At 31.7% G+C, this 22,700-nt stretch carries 13 protein-coding genes; 7 read left to right on the top strand and 6 right to left on the bottom strand.

The window, feature by feature from the left end; genetic code table 11:
- Positions 1 to 27: 27 nt before the first annotated feature.
- From RGRSB_RS05740 to RGRSB_RS05725, 4 genes are all read right to left on the bottom strand, one after another.
- Positions 28 to 609: a thioredoxin family protein gene (locus RGRSB_RS05740; protein WP_119260222.1), complete on the bottom strand. Its 582-nt coding sequence runs from the start codon at positions 607 to 609 to the stop codon at positions 28 to 30.
- 34 nt (positions 610 to 643) lie between these two features.
- On the bottom strand, positions 644 to 1,735 hold the full coding sequence (locus RGRSB_RS05735) for a tetratricopeptide repeat protein (RefSeq protein WP_119260221.1): 1,092 nt from the start codon (positions 1,733 to 1,735) through the stop codon (positions 644 to 646).
- Between the two features lie 2,433 nt (positions 1,736 to 4,168).
- On the bottom strand, positions 4,169 to 4,552 hold the full coding sequence (locus tag RGRSB_RS05730; protein WP_119260220.1) for a hypothetical protein: 384 nt from the start codon (positions 4,550 to 4,552) through the stop codon (positions 4,169 to 4,171).
- Positions 4,549 to 5,208 (bottom strand): ABC transporter ATP-binding protein, encoded by a 660-nt coding sequence (locus RGRSB_RS05725; protein WP_119260219.1) that lies wholly within the window; start codon positions 5,206 to 5,208, stop codon positions 4,549 to 4,551. Before RGRSB_RS05725 ends, RGRSB_RS05730 begins: the two co-directional genes overlap by 4 nt.
- Before the next feature lie 138 nt (positions 5,209 to 5,346).
- Between RGRSB_RS05725 and RGRSB_RS05720 the strand changes: the two genes are divergently transcribed.
- The 4 genes from RGRSB_RS05720 (at position 5,347) to RGRSB_RS05710 (ending at position 14,173) form a co-directional block, all read left to right on the top strand.
- The gene (locus RGRSB_RS05720; protein ID WP_119260218.1) at positions 5,347 to 6,261 is read left to right on the top strand and encodes a Sll0314/Alr1548 family TPR repeat-containing protein; all 915 of its coding nucleotides are present in this window, start codon (positions 5,347 to 5,349) and stop codon (positions 6,259 to 6,261) included.
- Between the two features lie 561 nt (positions 6,262 to 6,822).
- A complete protein-coding gene (locus tag RGRSB_RS05715) occupies positions 6,823 to 7,638 on the top strand; it encodes an EamA family transporter (RefSeq protein WP_232014470.1) in 816 nt (271 codons plus the stop codon).
- A 3,373-nt stretch (positions 7,639 to 11,011) separates the two neighbouring features.
- Positions 11,012 to 11,173, top strand: coding sequence for a hypothetical protein (locus RGRSB_RS10110; protein WP_172582049.1), 162 nt, complete (start codon positions 11,012 to 11,014; stop codon positions 11,171 to 11,173).
- 1,662 nt (positions 11,174 to 12,835) lie between these two features.
- Positions 12,836 to 14,173: a folate/biopterin family MFS transporter gene (locus tag RGRSB_RS05710; RefSeq protein WP_119260217.1), complete on the top strand. Its 1,338-nt coding sequence runs from the start codon at positions 12,836 to 12,838 to the stop codon at positions 14,171 to 14,173.
- 1,626 nt (positions 14,174 to 15,799) lie between these two features.
- Here RGRSB_RS05710 and fabI read toward each other — a convergent pair.
- Positions 15,800 to 16,576, bottom strand: a complete 777-nt coding sequence (fabI, locus tag RGRSB_RS05705; RefSeq protein WP_119260216.1) for an enoyl-ACP reductase FabI — start codon at positions 16,574 to 16,576, stop codon at positions 15,800 to 15,802.
- A 232-nt stretch (positions 16,577 to 16,808) separates the two neighbouring features.
- On the opposite strand from fabI, the gene ntcA reads away from it, so the two are divergent.
- The 3 genes from ntcA to ruvX are packed head-to-tail and all read left to right on the top strand — an operon-like array spanning position 16,809 to position 19,437.
- Positions 16,809 to 17,486 carry a global nitrogen regulator NtcA gene (gene ntcA / locus RGRSB_RS05700; RefSeq protein WP_119260215.1) on the top strand — a complete coding sequence of 226 codons (678 nt, stop codon included), beginning with the start codon at positions 16,809 to 16,811 and terminating at the stop codon, positions 17,484 to 17,486.
- 25 nt (positions 17,487 to 17,511) lie between these two features.
- Positions 17,512 to 18,981 (top strand): DUF3084 domain-containing protein, encoded by a 1,470-nt coding sequence (locus RGRSB_RS05695; RefSeq protein ID WP_119260214.1) that lies wholly within the window; start codon positions 17,512 to 17,514, stop codon positions 18,979 to 18,981.
- A gap of 54 nt (positions 18,982 to 19,035) precedes the next feature.
- Positions 19,036 to 19,437, top strand: coding sequence for a Holliday junction resolvase RuvX (gene ruvX, locus RGRSB_RS05690; protein ID WP_119260213.1), 402 nt, complete (start codon positions 19,036 to 19,038; stop codon positions 19,435 to 19,437).
- A gap of 1,446 nt (positions 19,438 to 20,883) precedes the next feature.
- Here the strand turns inward: ruvX and RGRSB_RS05685 are convergent.
- Positions 20,884 to 22,656, bottom strand: a complete 1,773-nt coding sequence (locus RGRSB_RS05685) for an ABC transporter substrate-binding protein (protein ID WP_119260212.1) — start codon at positions 22,654 to 22,656, stop codon at positions 20,884 to 20,886.
- Positions 22,657 to 22,700: the final 44 nt, after the last annotated feature.

Raw genomic sequence — 22,700 nt, 5'->3', positions numbered from 1 at the left:
AAATTGACTCCCATATTGTTGAAGAAATTAACTATAGTAGGAGGGTTCATTCCCAGGTTTCCATTTGATGCTACAACCCAGACTTGGTTTTTGGTCACTGTTAACAGGTTTTTTCTCTAAAACAGCTTCTATTGCCGCTCTTAAATCTTTACCCGTGACGGGGATATCATTCCCTGGACGACTATCGTCTAATTGTCCCCGATAAGTTAACTTAAAGTCACTATCAAAAAGGAAAAAATCAGGTGTACAAGCTGCGGTATAAGCTTTAGTTGTTTCTTGACTTTCATCATAACAAAAAGGAAAATTAAACCTTAATTGTTGAGCCATCGCTTTAAGATTTTCAGGAGAATCATCAGGATAATTAGAGACATCATTTGCACTAATAGCGACAATTCCTAACCCTTGTTTAACATAATCTTTGCCTATTTTAACTAGTTCATTTTGAACGTGCTTAACAAAGGGACAATGCTGACAAATAACCATGATTAGGAGGGCTTTTTTCTCAGCAAAAGTATTTAAAGAAATAGGTTTCCCTGATACTACGTCAGGTAATTGAAAATTAGGGGCTTTTGTGCCGAGGGGTAACATCGTTGAAGGGGTTCTTGCCATAATTTTAACTCCTTAGCTTTAGGTTAAAGCTAGTTTACAGTTCCTCTAGCAATTTATCAACTTGCTCAACCCCTTTAGTATTATCTTGCTTTTCATACAATTGGCGGGCTTGTTTCAAGGCTTCTCTTGCTTCTCTTTTCCTTTTGCGTTCTTTATAAGCTAAACCAAGATAATAATACGGTTCAGGAGCTTCTGGTAACATACCAATTAATTCTCGATAGGTAATAACAGCCCCTAAATAATCTTCTGTTGCCAACTGAATTCTTCCTACTCCAGCACGAGCTTCTGTTAAACTAGGATATAAGTATGTAATACGTTTATAGGTTTTGAGAGCGTAGTCGAGCTTATCTTGTTGTTCTAAAAGTCTACCAATTTTTAACTGAATTTTGACTATTCCTGGAGCAAGTTTTTCAGCAAGTTTCAACTCTTTAAATGCCTGTTCAACCTTTCCTTTTTCCAATAAAGCCGTTGCAAATAACAACCTTAAATCACTATTATTAGGAAATCTTTTCACGGCATTATCAAGATACTTAATCGCTTCATCAATTTGCTTTTGTTGAATCAAAGAAGATCCCATAATGTTGAAAGCTTCTGGATTATTGGGATTAAGAGCAATAACTCGTTTATAAGCCTGTGCTGCCCCTTCATAGTCATTTTGACGCAACAACACAACTCCTAAACCAATATAATTTTTGGTTACTTTAGGAGCGAGTTGAATCGCATAATAATAAGCCGAGGCGGCGTTGGCATTATCATTAATATTAGCTAGGCTAAATCCTAGGGCGTAGTAGAATTCTGCATTATTGGAATCAAGAGTGACAGCTTGTTGATAAGCTTTAACTGCTTGTCTATAATTTCCTTTCTTTGCGTATAGAAAGCCAATTCCTGAAAAAATTCTGGGATTTTTTCCATCGAGAATTGCAGCTTTTTCATACACCACAATAGCATTGTTATAATCTTTGGCATCCACATATTCTCGACCTAAACGGAGGAGTTCTTTTAGCTGATTACTTTGGGATGATCGCTGGACAATAAATTGGGGAGACAAGGGACTTGCGATGGCTGGAGAAATTGGGCCACTCACTAATACACTTATTATCCAGGGTAAAGTTGTCTTGGGAAACATAGTGTTGTAACTTTTATGACAATTGTCCACAAATCTTTAATCGTAAACTATACTAACCTACTTGCTTGATGATTCAGTATTTACCAAAACGTTTATCAATTCATACAGTTAGGTTAGATTGAGGCGATTACTCTATCTCGTACAATTAGTGACCTTCCTCAAAAGTTACCCTGATACTTGTTTCAAGGCTTCTAAAAGCGATAAAGCATTTTCAGCGCAGGAGTTGTAACCCATTGAACCAATAGTCGAGGTTTCTGTATTTACTAAAGCTAGAATTGCAAGACCATAGATTTATGAACCTCTCCCCCATGGCGACTGGCCATATCTACTAAGCAATGACTAAATATTCTATGACTCCTACTAAAACCCTATCCTCAGGCTCAACTACCTTGACTAAGGTTGTTTATGTCCTTACGCTTCTCGTCCCACTCATAGAAATAGTTAGAGGGTGATTGGTTTGCCATACGTAGCGCAACAAGGTTTATATTTTATCTATTAATTGGAGATAGAATTGGTACAAGTGACCGGTGGAAGAAAGACTCATGGCTGCGGGGGCACTATGGTTTGCATTAAAAATACCAGGAACTGATAAAAGACAGAGAGAAAAGTGAAAAGATTAGGGTGGGAAAGAAATAATAATATTAACAGTGATCTTATCAATTCTAATATTATCTCAACTTTAAAAAAAGGTTGTTTTACTTAAATGGTAATAGTTTTTAACGACAAAGTTAAGAGATATAATATTCATTATGTACCTTAATCAAAAGAATAATTAAGGTGTATGATGGGCTTTTTGGCTAAAAATAGACTTATTAATTTTTTAAAATCTGTAGATTAACATTCTAAGATAACTCATATATAAGTTATCTTAGAAATCTAAATTTATTTATAAAAATAAAAATTTTAGTTAGACTAATTTAACTACTGTTTTATTTTTTTTTGTTAAAATAGATAAAAAATCAATTAAATAGAATAAACAAAGTTAGATAAAACTATTTGAATTTTGATACATAATTATAGAAAAATCCCTGTCTGTATAAAACTATAATAAAATTATAAAAATACATATAATATGATTCATCCTTATATCTAGCATGAGTAGTTAATATCATTTATGCAGATATTGAGAGTTCAAGTCTTTTTAATTTAGCTAAATTTTTACACTATTCTGAATAATTTTTTCTGAACTATTAATTCAAATAAAATAACTACAAAGAAGTAAATATAAGTTATAATTTTACTTTTATAACTTATATTAGATTCCACTAAATACGATTGTCATGCTATCCCAGTAAATTACAGACAAACTAATCGATGATGACGAGTTAAATATTTTATTTTTTTTTTGATTTGACTGAGTATATCAGAAGTATTTAGTAATATTTTATATTCCATCAATTATGTCAAAATACTTATAGACTCAAGGCTTATTTACTAAAGTACATAATTTTTTCTGACTATAATTCTGGAGAGTAAGTTTGCAAATTTTCTCTAGTAATTTATTCAGTAATTTTTTTCTATCATGCTATCCTGGATTATGTTGTATTAACAAGACTTTTTTTTAGACAGTTTTACATCTTTAGCTAAATGTTTATAAATTCAGTTCAGCCATTGTATGTTCACCTTTGGAATTTAATTTCATACAGGCTATTCCGTTAGTGATTTGACAAGTCCATAGACATAATAATTATTTATAGTTTTATCTTACTAAAGCAGTTGGTCTTTCCAAAATTTGAATTCAAACTTTTTATGTTATTGACTTCAATTTTACTCTAGATTCATAAAAACACCATATATCTATTTAAGTTTCTATATATCTTTTGTTCAGTCTTTTTTAGGTGTTAAGGTTTATTTCTAATAAATATTTCTTGTTTGAAAGGCTCTTGTTTTTTAGATTTTAGTCTTAAAATCTTACAAGAGTCTATAATCTTTTCTAAGTAATTTAAACCTCTTGTATTCTCAACATTCTCAGTACAATTGTCTTTCTTTATTCAACGAGACATTAGCTATTATTGACAATAAATTTACTATAAATAAAAATTATTGTTACAGTGAGGGCGCTTTCCATTATTATAGATGGGTTTCAACAACTGGATTTGGTTTTAATTTAAATAATTTATTTAAATTAATGTAAATTACATTTTGATTGTTTAAATACAGAAATACAAAACTGTTTTCAGTATTAACGTTTATTTATAACTATCTACTGCGAGATTTGTGAAATACAGAAGTTCCTAGTTTTAGCTGGATTTTTATATTTTATTGAATGAGTTTAAATCAGGACTATTCTCTGACTTAAACAGTATATAGTAATAAATCAAAGATAATTTTCACTGATAACTTTTAGTGTTTATTTTCCTATACTTTTGGTACTTCTTCTTAACTTCCTCGGAGGTTTTGAGGTTTTTATGAAAAAAATTAGCATGATTAAAGTTATTTAACGCCATCACAAACCCATTTTCGTAAAGGATGACTCGGTTTGAGTTGCCGGATTTTTTTGAGCTGATTTTTAAGACGAACTTTCTCCCTGGGAGAAAGACCACGAATAATATGGCTACTATGCCAAGTCAAAACAACTCCAGTGATTGCAGTACAAAAAAATAAACCAAACACAGGAAATAAATTAAAGGCCAATCCATAACGTAGTGCAATCCAAGTAAAATGTTCATGCCATAATTCAAATTCTCCCCATAATTTCCAAAGAGAAAAAAAACCCAGGGTAAACCAACATAAAATAATAAATGACCAGCGACGACAAAGATTAAGTTGGTATAAACGTTGAACTTGTTGATTTAGGATAGTATCGGAATGTTTCATTGACTTTTTTGGGACTTAAACATAGCAGTATCCAATGATACTAGGTGTCCTTGGTGAATCTTCCAACAACGATCAGCGATTGTAAATAACTCTCCTGGATCATGACTTACAACTAACAAAGTCCAATGTCCTTTCAGTTTAGCTAACAACTTAGCCAACTGATGGCGCATAGACCAATCCAACCCAGCTGTGGGTTCATCTAAGAGCAGTAAATTGGGTTGACGAATTAGCTGTACGGCTAAGGCTAGCCTACGTTGTTGTCCGCCACTGAGGGCATGAGGAGACTGATTTAAGGGGATATGTTCTAATCCTACTTCTTGCAAGGCAGTTTTGATGCGATAAGAAAGAATTTCTGGATGTCCTAAACGTAATTCTTCTAGGATGGTGCTACCACAAAAATGCCGTTGGGGAAACTGAAAGACCAACCCTCCTAATTGTTGTAATTCTAGAGATGTCAGTTCTTGATCTCTCCAGAAAATTTTCCCCTTAGTTTTTTCAGCCAACCCAGCTATTATTTCTAATAATGTTGTTTTTCCTGAACCACTTGGACCAATAATCAAACCTAATTCTTGGGGGGCAAGTTCTAAGTTAGCCTCTTTCAGGATAGGGGTCATGGTTGCTGGGGGATGATAAACCACATTTTTAAGATAAAGCATTCAAACAGCAAAGTATAAACTTATACTAAAGACAATTGGAAATTATTCTTTTATTTTGACAGATTTTTGCTAGCATCAATATTAATACTCAGTGTCTATACACTAAAACTATAATTTTGTGTTGTTAGGAGTGAGGCTATGATAGCGCGATTCATTAGAGTTCAACAGATGTCTCTGTCTATATCAGTGGCCTGTACGGTTGTCTTGAGTATTTGGGGAAGTCCTTCTTTAGCTGGCGACCCCTTCCGCAAGGATAATCCTCGTAACATCGGGGGTCAAACAGAAGCAGCTTTTATCGCTGTCTTTCATGAAGGAAATTATTCTAAAGCTCAAATCTATCTCAAAGAAGCCGTTGAGACAGAAGCCAATGAACCTTTAGCTCATGCTATGCGGGCATCGTTAGCTTATTCTGATGGAGACTTAGGGTCCATGAATACCTATGCCCAACAGACGTTAAAAGCTGCTAAACAACTAATCGAGGAAGATCCCTTACGAGGAAATCTTTATTTAGCTGTGGGACATTTCCTCGAAGGAGCTCATACGTTTAAAACAAAAGGGGCTATTGGAGCAGTCAATAAACTCCCCCAGATATTTAGTTATCTTGATGAGGCAGAAAAACAAGCCCCGAATGATCCTGAATTAAATTTACTTAAAGGCTATCTTGACTTGATTCTAGCTGTTAATTTACCTTTTTCTAGTCCCGAAGATGCGATCGCTCGTTTTGAACGATATGCAGCCCCTGACTATATGGTCAGTCGAGCCCTATCTGCTGCCTATCGAGATTTAAAAGACTATGATAAGGCTCTAGAATCTATTGATCGAGCATTAGAAAGTAATACTGGAAATCCTGAAGTTCAGTATCTTAAAGGTCAAATCCTTCTTAATATAGGTATCAAAAATCAAAATTCAGAAAATCTTCAAGAGGCTTTCACCTATTTTGAACAAGCAATGGTTAAGGTAGAACAATTGCCGATTTCTGTACAAACTTCTCTGCGCCACGATCACAATAAGGTACAACTAGAAATGGATAAACTAGCGACTAAACCAAATTGATGATAAATCCTAACTTTTAGGTTATCGCTACGCTACTTGCCGCTACTAAGGAACATTATCTGAAGCAGCCAATCGTGAATTTGACTATCTTTATCAGTACTAACCTACTGATGAGGTTTTTATGACCGCTTCAGTAGGAGCCTGTTATCCTAACAGTATCTTGGACGCTAGGGGATACCTCGAGTAACACTGGAGTTGCACTAGGTGTCTTTTCTGTACCGCACAGTAAATATTAGTACCTCAAAAATTGCCCAAAATATGGGACACAAGGAGATTCTAGTTACCAGAGTTATTAGGAAAATCTGAAACGCTTAACCGACTAGTTACGACAACACCAGTAATGTCAAGTTGTTGGCACTTCGTCGTTTTTTCTATGACTGTTCTTACATACCCGATGCAGTTAAACGCGGTGATATTTAGATTCCAATTAAATTAAAAGAATTTTAATAGAAGAATTTTAAATTTATTGGCACTTATTTACACGATCACCCATCATTATCATTACTGATGATCTCGTTTAACAGATCAATTAACAACTAATTACCAAACTCATTGATAACTGTGAAAGTTTTTATTTTACTTACTTGTCTAGCATTTACTCAGGTTTCTGGAGATATATTACTCAGTTTTGGAATGAAGAATTTTGGTATTTTTGAGTTTTCCAACCCCTTAATTATACCTCATTTAATTAGTTACATTTTAACTAATATTTGGATTATTTTAGGCATTACTGTTCTCATTATTTCATTGTGTCTGTATTTGACGGCAATTTCTAATCTAGATCTGAGTTATGTATTACCTATTCACGCATCAAGTTATGTTTTGAATGGTGTATTTGCTTGGTTACTTCTGGACGAGAAAATTTCTATAATACGATGGTCAAGTACTTTATTGATTGCTTTTGGTGTATTTTTTGTTGGGTTGAGTGGTAGTCAAACTGCCCAGGTTCCTCACAACAGAAATATAACCCCCCAAAATTTTCCTTTATTTCTATTTCCATTAAATGCAGTAATTTCTAAATCATGGTTAATAGTTTTAGGAATTTCTTTATCAGATTCTGCAGGAGATTTACTCTTAGCACTGGGAATGAAAAAAATAGGTAAAATAGAGAATTTTACTTTTCAATCTATGGTTAATTTAGTCATTAAAATCATTACTAATCCTATGATTATTAGTGGTATTGCCTGTCAAGGAATTGCTTTCTTTTGTTTTATCACTGTGTTAACTTGGATGGATATTAGTTTTGTTCGCCCTGCAACAGCTTTGACTTATCTTATAAGTATGTTTGGAGCTAAATACATACTACAAGAAGATATTAAAGAACGTAAATTAATTGGTATTACTCTAATTGGGTTAGGGATCTTAGTACATAGCTAGTGCTACTATTTTGGTCATTAACTTCACTAACTTTAAGAAAGAGTACTACATAAAGTTATTCTAATCTCTAAATTAAAATTACGGCGAAAACTAGACTAAAATCAATGTTTTTTTGTTAATTACAGTTTTTACGGATATTACTTACTGCTTTTACTAAGGGAACAATTTTTTAAAAGACATATTCTATAACTGATGGAAGTATAGGTATTCGTAGTATTCCTGATATACTTTGTTATTGCACTATATCTTCTACACGCTTAATCCTTTTACTTTAAAAATAAAATCTGTCTAAAGAGATTAACTATAAACCTAATAAATTGGAATTTATTCGTACATTTTTATCATTTATAGTTTTTTATTTATCTCATTAATACAGCTCGTCCAAACTAGCTATCATACAATCATAATAAGTAAAATTCAAAAGTATTGAATCTATTCAGGATAAAAATTTTATAAATTATTAGCTATTCATTTATTATTCTAAGTCTAGAAGAACTATTGATTTTTTACCCAAAATGATTTAAACACATAAAGTCGTCAAAACTTGGCTTAGACTTTATACAGTCTCTCTGCATTATTCGTTAAAAATCTACGCAGTCTCGAATAAGAAAATGATTACTATTAGGTACTATATTTATTATAGTTACTATCAACAACTTCTACCTCAATCTGAATATAAATATCTTTATTGTTGCTGATACTTTTAGGTCGAAATCAAGCTTAGACAATTGACGAATAGCAGTTCAGCTTTTATCAAATAAGTATAGTTATAAACTTTGAAAGTTTATCGTAATGTTTGACGCGATTGATAAATAGAAATAGTCATAGTCCGATGTATTTTTATAAAAAAATAATAATCTTTTCTTGACATATTGATTATATTTAACTCTTTTATAATGAACTAAAATATAAACAGAGATCTTTATTAACTCTTTAAAACTGAACTTTAATGCCACTATTATTCCTAAATAAATGATGTCATCATTGATGGTATTTTTATTACAGTTCCAGATATAATAGCCGATTACAAAAAGAATTGATCAATTGTTTAACCTTTTCAACTAAAGAATATTTAGACTTATTGATGAGGTGATACAAAGCCTTAACTAAAATAGAAATTAATAGAACTGTCCGATTAGGAAGATGACTTAATGTAGGTAAACAATGAATAGTTCTTACTTGCAGTATTTTAAAGTTTTATTCAGAAACTTGATTAGTATTAACAACTATTCAGTTAACTTTATGGAGAATCTAATTTTGAGACTTAGTCCAACTGCTAAGAACTATTGATAAAGACTTGTCAATTTCTAGAATTTTTTGTTATTATTTTAATTCTCCTAGGTTAATTATCTAATTCTAGGTAGTTCGTCAAATAGTATTTGTTGAGTTTAATACATAAAATATTTAAAATATCTGATAAATACGTAAACAATTTATATTTTTTAAAGTTCGATAAAGGTTAATAGCTTCCCGAAAATCAAAAATAATTATCAGCAATTAATTGCTCTATTAGAAGAATTTCCTTTTCATTAAGATTTTGAAATCTGTCCAAGCTAATTTTTTTTTAACGCATAATAATTATTATATCCCTTAATAAGGAAAGTTTCTTATTATAGATTTATATGTTTAATATTTTTGCCAAAAAAGTACCTTAAATAAATAAAACTTCAAAGAATTAAAATAAAATTAACATATATTAAAGTCAATCTTATTTATCATGAGAACTAGATTTATTTAGTTACTTACTCAATAGATAAAGGTTCTAATACAGAAGCTAAAGTTGAGACATCAGGATTTATATTATTTTTATAAGTTAACTTAGCATTATTTTTTACTGAGTAATCAGTATCAGGCATATATATCAATATATTATCTTTTTTAAGAAAAAATAACTGCAGTAATATTCTATTTCTTTGAGTAGTTCACTATTATTTTTTAGGTATATTAGAAAAGTTAAATTGCTCTATAAATATGAGTTTATGTTAATATTCTAGACCAGGATGAATAATATACAATTTTAATTTTCAGTGTTTTAAGCCTTAAATAAACAAAAAAATAGTTCCATTTTTTGATATACAACTTGTATTTATTTTTTAATTTTTTTTATGCAAACATATATTTTAGCTAGCTTACAGTTAAAAATTAGTTTTAATTTTTTTAAAAAATATTTATATTTTTCTGTTTATTTTTTAGTTTATTAACTTTTTTGTATGTTTATTTTTAACGAAAAACTCTTCATTTATAAATCCTCTATTTCTAAATTATTTAGTCCTAAGTATAATTCGATAGTTTTTATTACTGCCATTATTAACTTATATTAATATCATAATATATTGCCAACTTATTTAACTTTTATAATTCTTTTTTATTTATTAAAAAAAATATCTAATTCGAATAATTTTTTGAAAAAAATAAATATATTTAATAGTATTTTTTAATTTTTATTTATACCCAACTATTAGTTACAGCTAATCGAAGAATATAGTCTAATTAATCTAGATATTTTATGATCCTATTAATATAATTGTTTTTATTTACAAATAATCATATGAACTGCCATTACTAACAATCTAATTGAACTAACTCTATATAGTTTTCTGATATAATCAATCATTAGGTTACTTTTTTTTATAAAAAACTCATAGTTTAAGCTAAAAAATATTGAAAAGCTACTAATTATTTTTATAATACAATATGAGTAGATGACAGAGCTGATTTTCTTACTAAAAGAAGAACCTAACTCTGATTTTTACTCAGAAAGGCCGCGTTGCCGGTAGATTTTTAAGCTTCAATGGTAATTTTCTATTTTTTTAAAAAATTTTGGATACCTACTATAGTAGGGGAAACTTTAATAGACTATGGCAAATTCAAGATTTTTTCACAAAATCCCCCACTTTTAGTAAAAAAACCTTAAATTTTTATCGAAATGGCAAATTTGCTATCTATACTCTGACAAAAAAATTCAATCACTGTAACCAGTTTAAAAAGATCTTTACGATTTATAGATTTCGTCACATAACAGTTTACACAAAGTTTGTAACGGTAAAAAGTGTCTACCTCATTACCATACACACCTAAGACTACCATTGGAATGCGTTTTAGATATTGATTTTGATTTCTACTAGGACTTCTCAACTATTTTCTTGTGGAGAATCAATGTCTAAGATAATCAATTTAGGATGGAGAGCTTAAGTAAACTTTTCTTGTTATCGTAAATAAATTATTGCATAGATGCAATAATTTATTTACGATAACATTTCGGAATTTTTTACAAACTGCCAGTCCCATTTCCTTCCCTAATACTGAAATTAATGGTAATTTAAATATCTCTTGTCAAGAAAACCTAATAGTACTTTAGTTTTTGGCTAGAATTATGAACATCTGTGGTATCTCCGCTAAGGAACTTAAAACTTTGCTGATTGGATTAAAAAATAGTTGTATTAACTGGGTATGGTCAGCCATAGCTGTCAATAATAATTATTGGGGAATAATAACCTCTGATGTGTCCCTTTTGGTTAGCAATCGTCCGCTCTAAAGAGATTGCTGCTTAAAAATGAGTAAAAACATCATCAATTCCAATTGACCGTTTGAATCACTAGTAAGGTAGCTCAACTATTTGATTATTGTTTTAAACGTCTTAGAAAGACACATTAATGGTTGTAAAAAAGTTCAAAAGTGAGATTTTATTACGCGACAGTACAGAATTTAATTTAAACTTTTATAGCCACACTCACTTGCTCAAGTCTTGCTACTTTCAATGGAAATTGAACCCTAAGTTCTAGCTAAGGTAGGAAATGTAATATTAACGATAATTAAGGGACTTTATATGAAAAAATAAACTTTGACGTTAGATTAATTAGACGACGCCTCATAATGATTTATAGAATGACTAGCTGTAAACCTGCAGCTAGTAAGTTGTTATACTAAGTATTTTTTTCTGTAATCTTTTGTTGCTTTTCTAAATTAGAGTTTCAATCTTCTTAAATTTTTGTTTAGTCTATTCCCTTAATCCAACCTATCCTACAGAATAAAATATAACTAAAAATCATATATTTTTCTTGTTATTAGATTTTATTATATAAATAGCTATAAATAAATATTTGATAATTAAATTATCTTGTATTCCTATATTTAGGTAGTTTAAGTAAAATTAATATTACTTTTATTGATTTTTAAATGTATTTTTTTGTAAAAACCTTGTTTAATTATATTCATTTTTAAATATAATTATGACGATTTTATGAGTTTTTATTTAATGCTATTTATCTTCTATAATATTTAGTTGTAAACGATAAATCGATAGAAAACATAGATATAACCATTTTTATTCTCATTGTTTCAGTTTGGTATTAACCTAATTACTCGTACATACCTAATTATTATTAATTATCATCTTTTTTAGACTTATTTACTTATTTATCTAAAAGTATTTTGTTCTTTCAAGTTCTTTGATTTCAGAAAATATATCAATTCTTATCCTCACCTTGATTCATTATCATTTCTAGCAAGTTTAAAAAAATCTTACCGTTTTTCCCTAGAGAACATCTGACTCCCCAATCTTTATTTTTAAAATTTAGATAATTGCTGATTATTATAAATTCTTTCATCTTTCATCTTTTAAAGAGCTCTTTAAAAAATTGAACACCCTTTTAATGTCAAGTTTTTTTCTTCCACTTCTTAGATAATTTTACAACCTTTCTGTTCTTTGAATAACTCATATAGAAATTATTTTTTGAAAATTTTACCCAATCTGCTAGTTATTAAACTTTCCATCATCTTGTATTCAAGAAAATATTTTTATTTCTATTCTTATTCTAGATGAGATTTGTGAGTCGTGAGTAAAATTTAATAATGTTTACTCTTCTAATTTTTTTAAAAGACGATCTATGGGTTTGTTTCCTAACACATTTAAGAAAACTTATCAAGATTGAACTTAACATAAATATATTCATTAAATTTTTGTTACTTAACCTAGTTAAAACAAAGAGAAAAAAGATTTAAATGGTCTTAATAAGTAGAAAACTGGCAATCAATTTTATGTTTATAAAATAGAGATATAAATAATCACTATTTTTATTTTTTTCAGATTACCTCATCTTTAACTTCTATAGTTTTAAATTACTTGCTAAGTCGTAGAGACACAAATGGCATTGTAGTTTATCATCTATTTATAGTTAATAAAACTTTATTTATTTTTATGACCGTTGCCTTTCCCCGACTCAGTCAGATTAAAGACACTTTTGTTGATACACTTTTGTTAGGCAATAAATCTACCCCTGAACTCTGGGGAATTTTAACCGTTTATTTTGTCCAAGGGATTTTGGGTTTAGCCCGTTTAGCAACTAGTTTCTTCCTCAAAGAGGATTTAGGACTAAATCCCGCCCAAATGAGCGCATTAACCGGTATTGCTGCCTTGCCTTGGGTAATTAAACCTGTTTTTGGGTTCATATCTGACAGTTTACCTATCTTTGGTTATCGTCGTCGCCCCTATTTAATTCTATCGGGGTTATTAGGTAGCGTCGTCTGGATAATACTAGGAACTATTGTTGATGATCCTTGGTCTGCCACTGTCAGTTTGCTACTAATCTCCTTATCTGTCGCCATTAGTGATGTTATTGTAGATTCTTTAGTAGTAGAAAGGGCAAGAAAAGAATCTTTAGGAAAAGCAGGTTCTTTACAATCTTTAACCTGGGGAACTTCTACATTAGGGGGATTAATTACTGCTTATCTAAGTGGTTGGTTGTTAAAACATCTGAGTAATCAAACAATTTTTGTTATTACGGCTGTTTTTCCCTTAATTGTTGCAATGGTTGCCGGGTTAATTACTGAAAAATCGGTTGATCAAAATTATGCTAATAAAACAGCTTCCGAAAAGTTTCCAATTAAGCAACATTCACAAAAAGTCTGGAAAGCTTTTAAACAAAAATCCATCTTATTCCCCGTTGTCTTTATTTTTATCTGGCAAGCAACACCTAATGCTGATTCAGCATTCTTTTTCTTTACCACCAATGAATTAGGATTTGGCCCCGAATTTTTAGGGCTAGTTCGTCTAGTTACCAGTGTAGCTGCTCTAGTTGGAATTGGACTCTATCAAAAATTTCTTAAAACCGTTTCTTTTCGGCGTATTTTAGGTTTTAGTATTGTTATTTCCTCCGGCTTGGGGATGACGATGTTACTGTTAGTAACTCATGCCAATCGAGTGATAGGAATTAATGATCGCTGGTTTAGTTTAGGAGATAGTTTAATCCTCACAGTCATGGGAGAAATTACCTTTATGCCTATCCTTGTTTTGTCTGCTCGTTTATGTCCTAAAGGTATTGAAGCTACTCTTTTTGCTCTACTCATGTCTATTCTGAACTTATCAGGGTTAATATCTCATGAATTAGGGGCATTATTAACCCAATGGTTGAGGGTAACACAAACGAACTTTGATAACCTCTGGATATTAGTTATTATTACCAATCTTTCGACCCTTTTACCTCTCCCTTTTTTAGGTTGGTTACCAGCTACCGATCCTCAAACAGAAGAACTATAAATTAATATTCAATAATATTTAACCTCTTATAGAGAGCTTAAAATCTTACAATTTATGATTTTTTACTACAAGCTAAATTTTCTCTAAATATTACCATTTTTTTGTAAAATTTACTTAAAAATAATTTCTAATAAAGTTAGATAGTTATGAATAATTTGTCAACTTAAATAAGCTCCAAAAATTCTAGGTTTCTAAAGAATTAGGAGCAAGAGTATAAATCTTAACCTAATTAATAGAACTATTATATTGATTATTTTAAAAGATAAATTTCCTTCTAATAGCCAGTAACTCTCTTTTGTAAAGGTCCTAAACTACTAAATGTACTTGTGATCAAGATGGAGTCATTTATTTTAGTCTATTTTACCTAATGTACGGATTTATTTTTATAATTGTTTTGTTTATAATGAAAGCTTTTTCTAAAAAATCATAAAAAAACTTGATCAATAAGTATTTATTATACAATAAATAAAGAAACAGTTGAATGATATTCTTGACCTAAAAATAGAAAGTATTGCTAATATCGACGTAATTTACCGGGGAGTAAACTCCCTGCCCTTCGGAAGTAGCTACACTCCAGACTTTAGCTACTAGAATATTAGAAACCTTCAGGTTTGATTATCTAAATATAATTTTATAACCTGAGGAATTAACTACTGCCTATTCTTAAGTTGAGCTCTATTGCGAATTAGATAATAACCGATCTAGTTTAGTAAAAATTTTCATTAAACTAAGACTATCGAGTAAAATCACAGTTTATGAATTTAGTCCTCAGAGATAGTTATTATGCTATCATTATTGTGATGTTATATATATTTATTTTTCATATTCCTCATATTTTTGAAGTTGAAAAACAGATCTACACTTTATTGAATTTGTCATGGTAATTTACCGTTATACCTAAGTTAATTAGGGCAGTTTATCATTAATTTAGAGGGCGATACAGTCCAACGTCAGATGTTAAAGAATTGCTGTTATAAATTACCAACTTTGACATCCCAACAAGGTAGGAGAGAATTACCGTTGTTTATATATTGATATTACCCACGATACGACAGTCAATAATCCCCTACAAGCCATCCTAAAATTGTACCGATGTAGATAGCTCTGAATTAGACTAAAAAAAGTAAATTATTTCGTATCTGTACATTTAATCAATTAGAGTCAAATTTATACAGACGGCTATTTAATTAATTTGAAAGTAACCTATATATCTTTAATTTGATTAAAGACCTATGTGACACAGGTAAAAGAAACTGAAAGCTTGACTTCATTACTCTCATAAACTTTTTATAAAAAAAATTATCAAAGGAATGTTTGTATATTACGCTGCGCCGATGCACAAAAAAATATTGTGGCGTGTTGAGGTAAACAAAAAAATGGAAAACTACCCAAAAAATTGGAGTTTTCCCGATTTACTTTCCTGAAGTTTTGTTTGGTAATAGTTTTTCGGCTTTAAAGTCATCCTACTGAAAATTATTCAGCTATTCATACAATTTGTATGTACAGTTAAGACAAACTTCTAATCAAATTCTGTCCCTGGTATTGAGAGATTCAATTTAAATCTAACTTAGATATTTGCTAATTGTCTTTCCCCATTCTTCTATCCAAATTAATAATGGGGATGAGTCACATCCCCATTATTTCATAACCAGCATCTACGTAGAGTACCTGTCCTGTAATGCCACTAGCGAGATCACTACATAAGAAAGCTGCTGCATTACCTACTTCTAATTGGGTGACGGTTCGCTTAAGGGGAGCAACTTTTTCCACGTGGTGAATCATATCGAGAATACCTCCTACTGCTGATGAAGCTAAAGTACGAATAGGACCTGCAGAAATAGCGTTAATGCGAATGTTATTAGAGCCCAATTCAGACGCCAAATAACGCACACTCATTTCTAAACCTGCCTTAGCCACTCCCATTAAATTATAATTAGGAATTACTTTGACCCCACCTATATAGGTGAGGGTGACGATACTCCCCCCATCGATCATTAAGGGCTTAGCATATTTAGTCATGTTGGCCAAAGAAAAGGTACTAATTTCTAAAGATTTGGAAAAAGCTTCACGGGACACCCCACTAAAATCTCCTGTTAATCCTTCTTTATCTGCAAAGGCCAGACAATGGATAAGAATATCGAGTTTATCCCAAGTATTTGCCACGACTTGAAAAGTTGCCTTCACTTGAGATTCATTTTGAACATCACAGGCGACAAAAATAGATGGATTTAGAGGTTCTACAACATCCCGGACTTTTCTTTCAAAACGACCCTTTTCATCCGGTAAAAAGGTAACACCAAGATTTGCCCCGGCTTTATGAATTTGTTGGGCAATACCCCAAGCAATAGAGCGACTATTAGCAATTCCGGTTACTAGCGCGTTTTTTCCAGTGAGATCTAACATAATTATTATCAACAATTGTGCAATTTTTAGCGAATGAAGTCTTCCACTGTTTAAGATGGGTAAGTATAATCTTCACAGAACTGGGAACTTTTCATCCCAATAGAAACATTGTGAAGCAAAACGTAGCAAAAACCTCTGAAGATAGATTAAAGTATTGTGTCTATACTGAAGTTAACAATCACCTGTCTGTTAAATAGAGTCTATAACTTACCGCCCTTAATATCAAAGTGTGATGGAAGTATCCTTGTCTCAAGATAAACCCCTGGCAGCCGTTTTTCGCCGTATTGGTGGCGGTGCCTATCCCCCTTTCGTTGAAGCCTTTGAACGAGGTAAAACAATTTTTTTTCCAGGTGATCCGGCCGAAAGAGTCTACTTTTTATTGAAAGGAGCAGTCAAACTTTCCCGTGTTTATGAAGCTGGGGAAGAAATTACTGTAGCTTTGTTGCGTGAGAATAGTGTCTTTGGGGTTTTGTCCCTAATTACGGGACAACGCTCAGATCGCTTTTACCATGCAGTCGCCTTTACTCGTGTAGAATTATTGTCTGCTCCGATCGAGCAAGTGGAGCAAGCTCTCAAAAGAGAGCCTGATTTGTCTATTTTGATGCTTCAAGGGTTATCTTCACGGATTTTACAAACAGAAATGATGATCGAAACCTTGGCACATCGTGATATGGGTTCACGTCTTGTCAGTTTTTTGTTGATTTTATGTAGGGATTTTGGGGTTCCTACTTCTGAGGGAATTCGTATTGATTTAAAGTTATCCCATCAGGCGATCGCTGAAGCTATTGGTTCAACCCGTGTTACTGTTACTCGTCTTTTAGGAGATTTACGTCAAGAAGAGATGATTTCTATTTATAAGAAAAAAATTACTGTTCATAACCCTGTCGCCCTCAGTCAACAATTTACCTAACCCATTCAATCATCCTTGATCACCAATGACCAGTGCTTATATCTTAATTGCAGCGATTCTCATCCTCGGGGGTTTAATCGCTGCCTTGGGCGATCGCTTAGGCACTAAAGTAGGTAAAGCTCGACTTCGTTTATGGAATCTCCGTCCGAAGGATACAGCTATTGTCGTAACAGTATTAACTGGAACCCTGATTGCAGGATCTACTCTAGGTATTTTATTTACTTTTAGTAAGTCATTGCGCGAAGGGCTGTTTCGTCTTGATGAAATTCTCGAACAGTTACGAACTGCTCAGTCCGATTTAGAAAAGGTTTCTCGAGAAAAACAAGACGTAGCCCAAGAATTCAGAACTGCTCAAGAATTACAAAATATCGCCCAACGACGTCTTCAGTCCATCAACGAGAATTTCAAAGATGCTAAAGCTAAACTGAAATCTGTTTCCGATCAAGCGAAAAAATTAAAAAAAGATATTCAAACTCTTCTTAAGGAACGCAAGGAACTTTTAGAGAGTAAAACTAGGCTTGATAAACAAATTACTCAACTTCATGAACAGGTTCGTGCTAGAGATGAAGAACTAAAAAAAGGTCAGAAAAAAATTGCAGTTCAAAATCGAATTCTTCAACAAAGACAAACTCATTTACAAGAACTTGAAACTCGTTTTAAATCTCTAGAAAACCGGCAAAATCAATTACAAACTGAAATAGAACAACGAGATAGTAAAATTGCCAAACTTGACAAAACAATCAATCAAAAAGATTTTGCTTTAAGAAATAGAGAATCCCAACTAAATAAATTAGAATCTCAATTAACATTTCTTAAAAGAGCAGTGCAAGTTTTAGAGCAATACTATCAAACATATCAAGAATTACGAGGACGCCAAATTGCTATTGTTCGAGGACAGGTGTTAGCATTAGGAGCCGTTCGAATTGTCTCTCCTAACGCAGTTCTTCAAGTAGTGGATGAACTACTTAGACGTGCTAATGAATCAGCTATTGAGGCGGTTGGCAGTAATGATGTCAAACCATCAGAACGAGTAGTAAAAATCACTAAAGCTCAAGTACAACAATTAACTCAACAACTCAAAGAAGATCAAAATTTTGTAGTAAGAATTATTTCGGCTGGTAATTATGTCGAAGGAGAGAAAGAGGTGAGAGTTTTTGCTGATATTGTAGTTAATCAAAAGATTTTTAATCAAGAAGAAACGATTGCTAGGGTTTCTATTGACACCTCTGATATTACTGAAGAAAATATTCAACAACGTATTGATATCTTATTAGCAGCAACCCAATTTCGTGCCCGTCGTGCTGGCGTAGTAGGTAATATTCAGGTTGAAGATGGACGGTTAAAAACTATTGTTAATTTCATTGAAGAAATCAGTGCCAGGGAGGAAGGACTGGATGAAATTAAAGCGATTGCGGCTGAAGAAACCTATACTATTGGACCTCTTAAAATTCGCTTAATTGGGACTAAAGACGGTGAAGTTATTTTGGGTACTTGAATAGTTGATGGTTAATAGTTAATATTTAATAGTTAATATTTGAAGAAACCTAAGATGATTATTGGATTTGACCCCGGACGAGATAAATGTGGTATTGCAGTAAGGAATGATCAAGGACAATTCCCTTATCATCAAGTGGTCAATTCTAAAGATGTAGTCGCTACTTTACAATCTCTTTGTAAACAGTTCCCAATCACCTTATTAGTGATGGGTAATCAAACGACATCTAAACAGTGGAAAAAACAATTAGAAAGTGAACTTTCCTCTTCCGTTTCTATTGAAATGGTTGATGAACGTAATAGTAGTTTAGAAGCTCGTGATCGCTATTGGGAAATGTATCCACTTCAAGGACTTACTCGGGTAATTCCTCTCGGCATGAGGTTTCCTTCCCGTCCTATTGACGATATTGTGGCTATTGTGTTGATTGAAAGATATTTGAAGAAATGTAACTTGTAAAAATTGAATTATTAAAAAATTTTTGAAACAATTAATATTGTAGGGTAGACAAATATAATAACTATCTTTAGTAGTCAAATACGATCAAATACTTGCTCGCTCTAATAAAATAGGAAAAATCTTAACTATTTTTTTATTTATTCTCTAATTTTTATCCTAAAATTTAGTTGTCAAATAGTTGTCAAAAAATCTTTTTAATAAGAGGCCAATACTTTAAATAGAGACGATGCATAGAAAATATCAGTTAGCTCCACATATTCGTTCACTTAAAACAAAAAGTAAACACCTAAAAAATTAAAATTATGTGGAATTAAGTAGATACAATGTACTTGAAAAAGTGTCCTAGGGGCGAACTCTTAAAAAAGCGCTATTACTATAGAAATAAACTCTAATTATAAGTTAGATAATTTCTAAAAATATGATGAACTAGAAAAAAAGGATTAAAAATCTTAAGGGTAAGAGTATGAAACAAAAAGAATGAAGAAAAAACCTATTGACTAACAAATTTAATTAATTAAAAAACTGGACTAAAAATTAAAATCTAGATTGGTATAGATTTAGTTTACCGTCCTTATCAATTAACTAAATTTTCTCTATCTACTAAAGGAAATTGTCTGATTAAATCGCGAGATATTGCCAATCTTATAGAAGGAAGAATTTTCAGGAAAACTCAACTAATTAATCGATGTCAAGTTTTTATTTGATAAGGAAGTTTGACTGAGCAGTTTTTCCGTTTGGTTCTTTTGAGCTTACTAATTCATTGTATATCATTGCAGTTTAATATTTAAGACATATCAGCCGAGTCATAGTTGTGAAATTCGCCATTGAATGCGAAACGAGCATCCGCACAGATTATATGTCCATACATAGTGGACTAGAGAACATAGGGCGTGAGGACAATCACATAGGCAATAGCTTCAGGTATTTCAACAAGAAAATAAAAGACCGCTACCATAATTTATGGTATGTGTTGGCTATGTCTAAGGAAATGACAGTCGATTCTGCTATTGCATCAGAGTCATTATCAAAGAATTGTTCAGTAAAGTTTAGTACATAAGTCGATTGTGTTGTTTCTATATCCGACAAATATCATCTAGTCATCGGTATGAGATGCTGAACACAATTAATCAATCATCTAAAGGCAGTAGACTAAACAGTCAACTTCAGCATGTTTGTATTACAGAGCACAGAGGTCGGGATTATTCTTATATTCTTAATTGTGGCAAGTGGGTATTGTTTTATGGACATGAGAACCTAACTTTTAGCAACAAAACCTAATGTTAGGTTTCGTTGCTAAAAGTTTCATATAACTTAATTAACTCTAGGTCTGATTTAGTTTGTACAAAGTAGTTAAAAGGAGTCTTCATCCTTAGATTACTTTCACCAAAAATACATCGATACTATTTTTTTAAACATAGAGTGTTATAACTTTGGTTTTTAACTTTCTCATTCACTAATTTCTTGAACTGAGATATTTTCAATATTCCAAAATGCTCCTCCCAACGGGGAATATTCAATTCCTTTAAAGCGATTTCTAACAGCCTCTAATGAATAAGGATTAACTAAATAGATAAATGGAACATATTGCGAGACTAATTGTTGTGCCTTGCTATAAATTTCTTTGCGTTTTTCTCGATCTAATGTTTGTGCCCCTGCCAAATATAATTGTTCAATTTCTTTTTCCCAGTCTGTAACAACCCGTCCAGTAATGAGTTTTTGCCCTACTTGGGGTTTTTGATTAAACATATGTAAGTTGCCGTCGGTATACCAAATATTAGGGGCGTGAGGTTCATTTCCACCAGTAAATCCAATGATATGAGCCTCCCAATCCAAGGAATTACTTAACTTATCAATCAATACATTAAACGCTAAAGGACTAAAATCAACTTTTATTCCCAGTTTTCTTAAATCCTCTTTAATTTGCGCTCCTATTGCTTCTCTAATTTTATTTCCCGCATTGGTAATTAAACTAAACTGAACTCTATTACCTTTTTTATCAAAAAGTTCTCCTTTTTTATTTAAAAAAAAGCCTTCTTGTTTAAGTAATTCTCTGGCTTTATCAAGATTAAACTCATAGCCCTTAATAGACTTGTCATAATAAGGAGCTTGTACAGATATTTGAGTATTTTGAGATGCACCTAACCCACGATAAATATTATTAATAATACGGGGACGATCAATAGCATAAGCAACTGCTCTTCTAAAATTTAAGTTGTTAAACCACTCTGATTTTATGGGATTTACTAAAGGTTTACCTTCTCGTTTTCCTTTATTTAGATTAAATGAAATAAATGTAGTTCCGTAAGCAGGACCTCCATTGTAAATGGTGAAATTACCTCGATTTTCTTCCCGTTTTAATAATGGAAAATATTCGGGAGTGATACCAATAGAATCTAAACTTCCTGAGCGAAATTGCAACAAAGATGTGTCAGTGGACTCCACAATTGCAAAAACGACTCGATCAATATTAGGAAGTTGATTTCCTTGTTTATCTTTTTTCCAATAAAAAGGATTTTTTTCAAAGATAACTCGTTGACTTGTTATATAATCTTTTAGTTTATAAGGTCCATTGACAATAATTTTTTCAGGAAGTGTATCGGTTCCCCAAGTTGAGAGGAAAGCTAGGTTACCATCACTTCCTCTTTGAGTTAATGTTTTTTTTAAAATATGAGCTGGTAAAATTGGAACACTTGCATTATCTAAAAAAGGTGCAAATGGTTCATTGATTTGAAATTCAATACGCCGGTTATCAAGTTTTTTAATCTTAGGGAATGTTCCTTCCCGTCCTATTCGAAAACTATCTCGATAATTATTAGGTATTTCTTTATTGAGATATAAGTCATTATAAGTAAAAACTACATCATCAGCCGTTAATGGTTCACCATCTGACCATTTTAAATCTTCTCTTAAGGTAAAGATAATTCGTAATTGATCATCGGAAATATCCCAACCTTCTGCTAAAGCAGGTTCTTTAATACCAGTGATAGGATTTTCTGAAATTAGTCCTTCATAAGTATATTGAAAAATGCTTGGAGAAGAACTATTAAGCACAGCATTAAAAGTTTTAGGATCACTGATCCAAGAGAAGACTGCTTGATTAGTATTGCCTGTTGTGATGCAACTTGTTAGAGGTAAAAAACATAAAAAAGTGAGAATAAAAGTTAGACCTCGTTTGTACATAAAAGTAACTAAGTTCTGCAATCCAATAAAATTATTCATCTAATGATTTTCCCCGGCTTATCATTCTATACTTATCAACAGGA

Source organism: cyanobacterium endosymbiont of Rhopalodia gibberula, assembly GCF_003574135.1.
GTDB lineage: Bacteria > Cyanobacteriota > Cyanobacteriia > Cyanobacteriales > Microcystaceae > Rippkaea.
The sequence above is the reverse complement of the archived record's forward strand: the minus strand, read 5'-3'. Positions and strand labels throughout refer to the sequence as shown.

Excerpts from the sequence above, each read along its gene's own strand:
- RGRSB_RS10110 (WP_172582049.1), top strand. The coding sequence starts at position 11,012 with ATGAACATCTGTGGTATCTCCGCTAAGGAACTTAAAACTTTGCTGATT.
- ntcA (WP_119260215.1), top strand. The coding sequence starts at position 16,809 with ATGGAAGTATCCTTGTCTCAAGATAAACCCCTGGCAGCCGTTTTTCGC.
- RGRSB_RS05720 (WP_119260218.1), top strand. The coding sequence starts at position 5,347 with ATGATAGCGCGATTCATTAGAGTTCAACAGATGTCTCTGTCTATATCA.
- RGRSB_RS05735 (WP_119260221.1), bottom strand. The coding sequence starts at position 1,735 with ATGTTTCCCAAGACAACTTTACCCTGGATAATAAGTGTATTAGTGAGT.
- RGRSB_RS05685 (WP_119260212.1), bottom strand. The coding sequence starts at position 22,656 with ATGAATAATTTTATTGGATTGCAGAACTTAGTTACTTTTATGTACAAA.
- RGRSB_RS05710 (WP_119260217.1), top strand. The coding sequence starts at position 12,836 with ATGACCGTTGCCTTTCCCCGACTCAGTCAGATTAAAGACACTTTTGTT.
- RGRSB_RS05725 (WP_119260219.1), bottom strand. The coding sequence starts at position 5,208 with ATGCTTTATCTTAAAAATGTGGTTTATCATCCCCCAGCAACCATGACC.
- ruvX (WP_119260213.1), top strand. The coding sequence starts at position 19,036 with ATGATTATTGGATTTGACCCCGGACGAGATAAATGTGGTATTGCAGTA.
- fabI (WP_119260216.1), bottom strand. The coding sequence starts at position 16,576 with ATGTTAGATCTCACTGGAAAAAACGCGCTAGTAACCGGAATTGCTAAT.
- RGRSB_RS05740 (WP_119260222.1), bottom strand. The coding sequence starts at position 609 with ATGGCAAGAACCCCTTCAACGATGTTACCCCTCGGCACAAAAGCCCCT.
- RGRSB_RS05695 (WP_119260214.1), top strand. The coding sequence starts at position 17,512 with ATGACCAGTGCTTATATCTTAATTGCAGCGATTCTCATCCTCGGGGGT.
- RGRSB_RS05730 (WP_119260220.1), bottom strand. The coding sequence starts at position 4,552 with ATGAAACATTCCGATACTATCCTAAATCAACAAGTTCAACGTTTATAC.